Raw genomic sequence first — 6,296 nt, 5'->3', positions numbered from 1 at the left:
GGTATGCTTACGGGTATACGCGACAATTCGTGTGGTTCGAGGTGTTCGCCGGGGAAAAGGCAAAGAACAAATTTGACGAGTGGCTCCCGAACGACACCCTTGAAGCCATTCGCCAGTACCTCGTCGCCATCAAGGGCCCCCTGACCACACCGGTCGGCGGAGGCATTCGCTCGCTCAACGTGGCTCTGCGACAGATTCTGGACCTGTACGCCTGCGTACGCCCCGTCCGCCACTTCGCGGGCGTCCCTTCCCCGGTAAAACACCCGGAAAAGGTGAACATGGTGATTTTCCGGGAAAATTCGGAGGACATATACGCGGGCATCGAATACGAAATGGGTACGCCGGAAGCGGAAAAACTCATTGGATTTCTTCGGAACGAGATGGGCGTCGAAAGCATCCGTTTTCCAGAAACGAGCGGCATCGGCATCAAACCCGTTTCCAGAGAAGGCACGGAACGGCTCGTGCGCGCGGCCATCGGCTACGCCAGGAAACGCGGGTACGACAGTGTCACGCTCGTGCACAAGGGAAACATCATGAAGTTCACCGAGGGCGGATTCCGGGACTGGGGATACGACCTCGCCCGCCAGGAATTCGGAGCCGAGGAATTCGGGGGAGGGCCTTGGCGCAAACTTCCCGACGACACGGTCATTAAGGATGTGATCGCCGACGCCTTTCTGCAACAGATTCTGACGCGCCCGGACGAATACGGGGTCATCGCGACCATGAACCTGAACGGGGATTATATCTCCGACGCGCTTGCCGCCGAGGTCGGAGGCATCGGCATTGCGCCCGGCGCCAACATCAATTACGATACCGGCCATGCCGTCTTCGAAGCTACCCACGGCACCGCGCCCAAATATGCGGGACAGGACAAGGTGAACCCCGGCTCGGTCATCCTGTCCGGGGAAATGATGCTCCGGTACATGGGATGGGACGAAGCAGCGGACCTGATCGTGTCTTCACTGGAAAAAACGATCGCCCAGAAACGGGTCACCTACGACTTCGAGCGCCAGATGGACGGGGCCACCCTACTCAAAACCAGCGAGTTCGGTAAGGCTATGGTCGAAAACATGGCGTAACGGCGGGGCGCAGCGGCCCCCGATCCCGATATATGCCGCGGGTGAATCTACAAGCGCACTTCCCGTGGCGACGAAGCGGCTTCTTCCAGCAGCGCATCGTACTGCGCAACATGCTTCCGCCAATCGAGCGCCTGAGGAATCGCTTGCAGCGAAGACACCGGCAACGGCCGGTCCTCTCCTTCCATGATCCGGGACATGGCTTCAAAAAGGTCCTCCTCGTCTTCGTACAGCACGGGAGCATGCAGCAGCGGACGATGAAGCGCATCGGGAATCAGTTCGGGATAGCTGAGGCGATTGGGCAACAGCGGATGGCATCCGCAGTAAATGGCCTCCATAATGGCTATGCCGAAAAATTCGTGGATCGATGTGGATACCACGAGGTGGGCCCGGTGCAGCAAGCGGCTGTATTCCTTGAAGTCCTCCGCATAGCCGTAATGCAGAATGCGGTCCGCATACCGCTCGAACGCCTTTTCGAATTCGTACGGCTGCTCCTCGAAATGCTCCCCGGCAAGGATGAGGCGGAAGCGGTAGCCGCGATCGTCGAGCCGGTTCATCACCCGGAAAAAGGCTTCCGGATTCTTGTCGTATTCCCAGCGCTGGTTCCATAACACAATGGGAGACCGCATCGAAGGCCCCCATTCGGGAGGCGGATAGTCTGCGCTGTACCGGTCGTGCGCTTCCAGATCCATGCCTACATGCAATACGGTGGACTTCTTGCGAAGCATATTCACCGTATTCAGGTGGGTGTAATCCGGAAAAGTGCGCAACAGGGTAGGCAGCGCATCCATGAACTCGTCGAAGTGGAACCGGGAATTGAACACGATCCGGTCGGCGGCAAGCGAGGACAGGTAGTTGATATACCCGTAGGTATGATCGCGCTCGGTATCCGGCGGCAGCGGATAGGTTAATTGATTTTCATGGAAATACAGGACAACCGGCACATCCCCGAGATGCGGTCGGACAAGCGCCAGAAAGGCGGGGATATTGACCATGCCGGTGGCGAACACCACATCCGGCTTGAAACCGTCTTTGAAGGCCTTAAGCGCCTTGCGCGCCATCGTGACGGCGCCGCCGTGCATGCGCCATTTCCAGAAACGGGCTCTGAGGGTGACCGTGTGAAACTCGTGGCGGCTATGTTTCACCAGCCCATCGAAGAAATTCCGGTGGGAGCCGCCGTACCATGGCTCCAACGCAAGCACCTTCATTACTGACCGCTCCCGGCTTCTTCAAGCTCCTTCCGAAAAGCCTCCTCTTCCTCCGTCGTAGCCGGACGCACGATCGATATGGCGCGCACCTGCAGGTTTTTTCGGAGGGCGGGATCGCGCACTTCTTCCGCAGTAATCATCCTCGCTTCACCGGGAGCTACGGTGATCCGGCGGGAAGCCATATCTATTTCGACGGGACGGGTGTTGGCGTTCTTGATAATCATTCCGCGCCGTACGGGAGCCGCCATCGGATTCGGTATTACTTACGTACAGGGCCCCGGGGTCTTCGGCCCAAAAAACCGTGCGCCGGGCTGCCGCTGGGGTTATGCAAATCAATCTTGGGTGTCTAATATATGAAAATCGCTGCATGTTTTGCACCGCCGTAAAAACGATGTCCCGAAGCCGCACATGCCTGTATCCGTACGAAACCTGTGGAAGACGCCGGTAAAAGCTGCACGGGCGGTGGGACAGGGTCTGATGGGTCTGGCTTTCCCCCCGGCATGCCTGCACTGCGGTGGAGCCGTCCCGGGCGCCTCGACCCTTCTTTGCTTCTGTTGCCTGCGCAATGCCGACCGCGCCGATGCCGACGATGTCCGGGAGCGAATCGACCGTCTGCCCGGCATGCGTACCGCCATTGACGGCGCATTCGCCCTGTGGATGTTCGACAAGGGAGGATTCCTGCAACACATACACCAGGCGCTGAAATACGGCAATCGGCCGCACTACGGCATATGGCTGGGGCGCATCCTCGGCCATGCTTTCGTCCAAAGCCTTGTGTACCGGCCCGCACCGGACCTGCTTGTACCCATTCCCCTGCACCGCATGCGGCTGTGCGAACGCGGGTACAATCAAAGCGAGTATCTCGTCCGGGGTATTGCCCCTGCCCTTGAAAGACCCGCCGCGCCGGAAGTGATCGTCCGGAGCAAGGTCACCCGCTCGCAAACGGCGCTTTCCCGGAAAGAGCGGCTGGATAACCTCGACGGCGCATTCACCGTGCCGATCCCGGAACGGGTTGCCGGACTGCGGATTCTGCTCGTGGACGATATCTTTACCACAGGAGCCACAGTGGGCATGGCCGCAAGCGCCCTCCTTAAGGCAGGCGCGGACGCCGTGGATATCGCCGCGCTGGGGGTAACGCGGATGTGAAGGCCCCGGCCATTGGCGAATACTTAAGGACAAGCATGAAACAGAAGGCCGCAAACGGTATATTATTTTTCATAAACCATTCGCACAAGCCATGATCGACACCCTTTCCATGGCCGAAAACCTTACCGCCGCAGGCATCGAACAGAAACAGGCGAAAGCCCTCGCACAAGCGATCGCGGAGCGACATGGCGAAACCGCGTCGAAGCAGGACATCGACGCGCTGAAAGAGAATATGAACGCCCGGTTCGCTGCGTCGAAGCAGGATATCAATGCGTTGAAGCAGGATATCGACGCGCTGAAAGGGAATATGGATGCCCTGAAAGAGAGTATGAACGCCCGGTTCGCCGCGTCGAAGCAGGACATCGACACGCTGAAAGAGAGCATGAAAGCCCAGTTTGCCGCGATCAAGTGGATTGTCGGTGCGCACGCAGGTCTTACCCTTGTTTTGCTTGCCGCCTTCCTCGCCGGGTAGGAACGCCTGTACGCAGCGAAATAAGGGCCGTATCGCGGCAGGCGAAATTATCGATACTCCTCGACACACAGCGTACGAGCGTACTGTTTCGCTTCCCGTTCGTCGTTGGTGGCCACGACCATGATCGCGCCGGCGCGAAGTCTGTCTTCGATGACAGCGGACATCATGTGGCGGCCTTCTTCGTCGAGATGCTCGTTCGGCTCGTCCAGAAGCAGAAGCGGCGGATCGGCAAGCAGCGCCGCCGCCAGTCTGACGCGCTGCACCATGCCGGATGAGAACGTGGAGACCCGGTCGTGCATGCGGCGGGCCAACCCGACGGATGCGAGCGTCTCCTCGATCCGCTGCTCATCGTTCGCAAGACGGCGCGCCCGGGCGATAAACCGCAAATTCTCCCGAGGAGAGAATCCTGCGTATACATTCACGTACGGCGCTACGAGGCCGGCATGCAGGGGATGCGCTTCCTTCGACAGGCCGGTCCCGTTCACGCGGAGCGAAACGGTTCCTTCGCTCGGCGACATCACCCCGGCCAGAATGCGAAGCAGGGTGGACTTGCCGGACCCGTTGACGCCGGTCACGGCAAGGCACTCGCCGCCGGACAAGGAAAACGAAAGATCCCGGAACAGCAGCCGCCTGCCGAACCGGCGGGCAACGCCGCATACGTCCAGAACCGGCAAGGCATCCCGGGACCGCGTCATGTTCGTCGTGAAATTTCTTGCAGGGATTGCGTACGCCTTGCGCAGGGCCTGCGCGCGCTGCGCAGAAGAAGGCGCCCTGCAATCTACGTCACGGAAGGGAGCCGGTTCGCTGGTCATGCGCTCACGAAACGCCACCATCCGGAACAAGGTCACAGAATACGAACCGGTCGCGTTCGACAACCTGCCCGAGAGATATCCGCACCGGCCACCGAAAAATCGGCCCGTCGAACACGAACGTGTGAAACTCGCCGTTCTCGCCGCACGGATCGACCTCCGGCGGAAGAGCCGCAAGAAAAGCCTCATCGAACGGGCGTCCGGCGAAAGACGCATCGAGCACCGCTGGATTTACGCAGGCCACGATGGCTTTGAATCCATCGTTCACAAACTGATGGGCGAGTTCCGTGGTGTCGCGCTTCCAGATCGGAAAAACACACTCGAGCTTACAGGCTGCCAGTTGCTCTTCGCGATAAACCCGAAGATCTTCAAGAAAGATGTCTCCGAAGGCCACGCGCCGTATGCCCTGGATCTGCAATCGGGCAAACGCATATCCCATCTCACGTTCGTAAATCGCATTGGAGGAACTGGGAGGCACAGCGACTTCCGTAATGGGAATCCCTATGGCCTCGGCCTGTTGCCGCACGAGCGCGCGGCGAACGCCGTGCATGGTTACCCGGTCATAGGGAATGGTTACCGTCGTCAGCAACTCCTTGACGACATACATCTCGGCACGACGGATCTCATGCAACGCGATCGCACTGTCCTTGCCCCCGCTGAAGCACATGGCAATGGATTCGCGGGTATGCATAGGGGGCTTTTCTTTGGGTGATCGGCCTGGCAGGAACGGTTCGGGGGCGAGACGAGCCTCTTCAATGGACCAACTGCACCCCTCGCTCCCTATCTTTCGAACAACTCCGCTACATCCAGCACAAAGCCCGGCAACACCTCCGGGTCCTCAAGACAGTCTCCGTCCTTGAAAAGCATCGAGGCCTCATCCGGCCGGTGAATAACCACAGTGCGCGCCGTCGGATCCACGATCCAGACGCGAAGCGCCCCGGCGCCGAAGTAATCATCCATCCTTTCACGCATCTGCCGGGGCGTATTCGACGGGGATAGCACTTCGACGACGATATCGGGCGCACCGCGAACCCAACCTCCGGGCTCGTTATCGGTGCTACGTCGGCGCAACAGCACCGCAACATCCGGAATGCGCACCGTATCCGGGTTTTCGCTCAGGATACAATCGCCCTCAAGACCCACTTCTCCTTGTCCGGCTTCTTCTATCCATGCATGAAAGTACCTCCCTAACTTGAATTGCAAAAGCCGGTGCGACCAGGAAGGTCCGGGCTCCCGCACCACCGCACCCCGGACCAGTTCGTACGTATAGCCGTCTTCCTGTTCCGGAAGGCTGGCGTACTCCTCAAGCGTCATGTATTGCAACTTGTCTCCGGATTTGTCGATGTGATCCGGGTTCAGCGTTTCAGGAGTTGTGGTTGGCGCTGCCATGGGATACCTCTCCTCACGATTCAGAAAAACGATGCCTGCACCTCAGAGCATAAGCGCCATATCTCACCGTGTTTCCGCAGAGTCGGGGAAATTTGCGCGGGGCGCGGGGACGAGGCGCGGGGCGCGGGGGGGGTTTTAACAACTCCGGGCCCCCCCGACGGAGCGGGAGAGGGGGGGGGGGGGGGGGGGGGGGAAA

At 59.5% G+C, this 6,296-nt stretch carries 8 protein-coding genes; 3 read left to right on the top strand and 5 right to left on the bottom strand.

Annotated elements, in window-relative coordinates; translation table 11 throughout:
• A partial coding sequence (locus tag F4Y00_11605) for an NADP-dependent isocitrate dehydrogenase (GenBank protein MYE05600.1) occupies positions 1-1,079 on the top strand: 1,079 nt, incomplete at its 5' end.
• A 47-nt stretch (positions 1,080-1,126) separates the two neighbouring features.
• Here the strand turns inward: F4Y00_11605 and F4Y00_11600 are convergent.
• Both F4Y00_11600 and F4Y00_11595 read right to left on the bottom strand, forming a co-directional pair.
• Positions 1,127-2,284: a DUF3524 domain-containing protein gene (locus tag F4Y00_11600; GenBank protein ID MYE05599.1), complete on the bottom strand. Its 1,158-nt coding sequence runs from the start codon at positions 2,282-2,284 to the stop codon at positions 1,127-1,129.
• Positions 2,284-2,532, bottom strand: a complete 249-nt coding sequence (locus F4Y00_11595; protein MYE05598.1) for a hypothetical protein — start codon at positions 2,530-2,532, stop codon at positions 2,284-2,286. Before F4Y00_11595 ends, F4Y00_11600 begins: the two co-directional genes overlap by 1 nt.
• Before the next feature lie 160 nt (positions 2,533-2,692).
• Between F4Y00_11595 and F4Y00_11590 the strand changes: the two genes are divergently transcribed.
• Together F4Y00_11590 and F4Y00_11585 are read left to right on the top strand one after the other, a co-directional pair.
• The gene (locus tag F4Y00_11590) at positions 2,693-3,430 is read left to right on the top strand and encodes a ComF family protein (protein ID MYE05597.1); all 738 of its coding nucleotides are present in this window, start codon (positions 2,693-2,695) and stop codon (positions 3,428-3,430) included.
• Positions 3,431-3,521: 91 nt separating this feature from the next.
• The gene (locus F4Y00_11585; GenBank protein ID MYE05596.1) at positions 3,522-3,902 is read left to right on the top strand and encodes a hypothetical protein; all 381 of its coding nucleotides are present in this window, start codon (positions 3,522-3,524) and stop codon (positions 3,900-3,902) included.
• Between the two features lie 47 nt (positions 3,903-3,949).
• Here the strand turns inward: F4Y00_11585 and F4Y00_11580 are convergent, their stop codons facing one another.
• The 3 genes from F4Y00_11580 to F4Y00_11570 form a co-directional block, all read right to left on the bottom strand.
• Complete coding sequence (locus F4Y00_11580; protein MYE05595.1) at positions 3,950-4,576, bottom strand: ATP-binding cassette domain-containing protein; 627 nt, start codon at positions 4,574-4,576, stop codon at positions 3,950-3,952.
• Between the two features lie 142 nt (positions 4,577-4,718).
• A complete protein-coding gene (locus F4Y00_11575; protein MYE05594.1) occupies positions 4,719-5,378 on the bottom strand; it encodes an adenine nucleotide alpha hydrolase in 660 nt (219 codons plus the stop codon).
• A 113-nt stretch (positions 5,379-5,491) separates the two neighbouring features.
• Complete coding sequence (locus tag F4Y00_11570) at positions 5,492-6,100, bottom strand: Uma2 family endonuclease (protein ID MYE05593.1); 609 nt, start codon at positions 6,098-6,100, stop codon at positions 5,492-5,494.
• Between the last annotated feature and the right edge of the window lie 196 nt (positions 6,101-6,296).

The sequence above is a fragment of the Bacteroidetes bacterium SB0662_bin_6 genome (assembly GCA_009839485.1).
Classification (GTDB): Bacteria; Bacteroidota; Rhodothermia; order Rhodothermales; family VXPQ01; genus VXPQ01.
This window is presented reverse-complemented; position numbering and strand designations above follow the sequence as displayed.

Excerpts from the sequence above, each read along its gene's own strand:
- F4Y00_11585 (MYE05596.1), top strand. The coding sequence starts at position 3,522 with ATGATCGACACCCTTTCCATGGCCGAAAACCTTACCGCCGCAGGCATC.
- F4Y00_11570 (MYE05593.1), bottom strand. The coding sequence starts at position 6,100 with ATGGCAGCGCCAACCACAACTCCTGAAACGCTGAACCCGGATCACATC.
- F4Y00_11595 (MYE05598.1), bottom strand. The coding sequence starts at position 2,532 with ATGGCGGCTCCCGTACGGCGCGGAATGATTATCAAGAACGCCAACACC.
- F4Y00_11590 (MYE05597.1), top strand. The coding sequence starts at position 2,693 with ATGCCTGTATCCGTACGAAACCTGTGGAAGACGCCGGTAAAAGCTGCA.
- F4Y00_11575 (MYE05594.1), bottom strand. The coding sequence starts at position 5,378 with ATGTGCTTCAGCGGGGGCAAGGACAGTGCGATCGCGTTGCATGAGATC.
- F4Y00_11600 (MYE05599.1), bottom strand. The coding sequence starts at position 2,284 with ATGAAGGTGCTTGCGTTGGAGCCATGGTACGGCGGCTCCCACCGGAAT.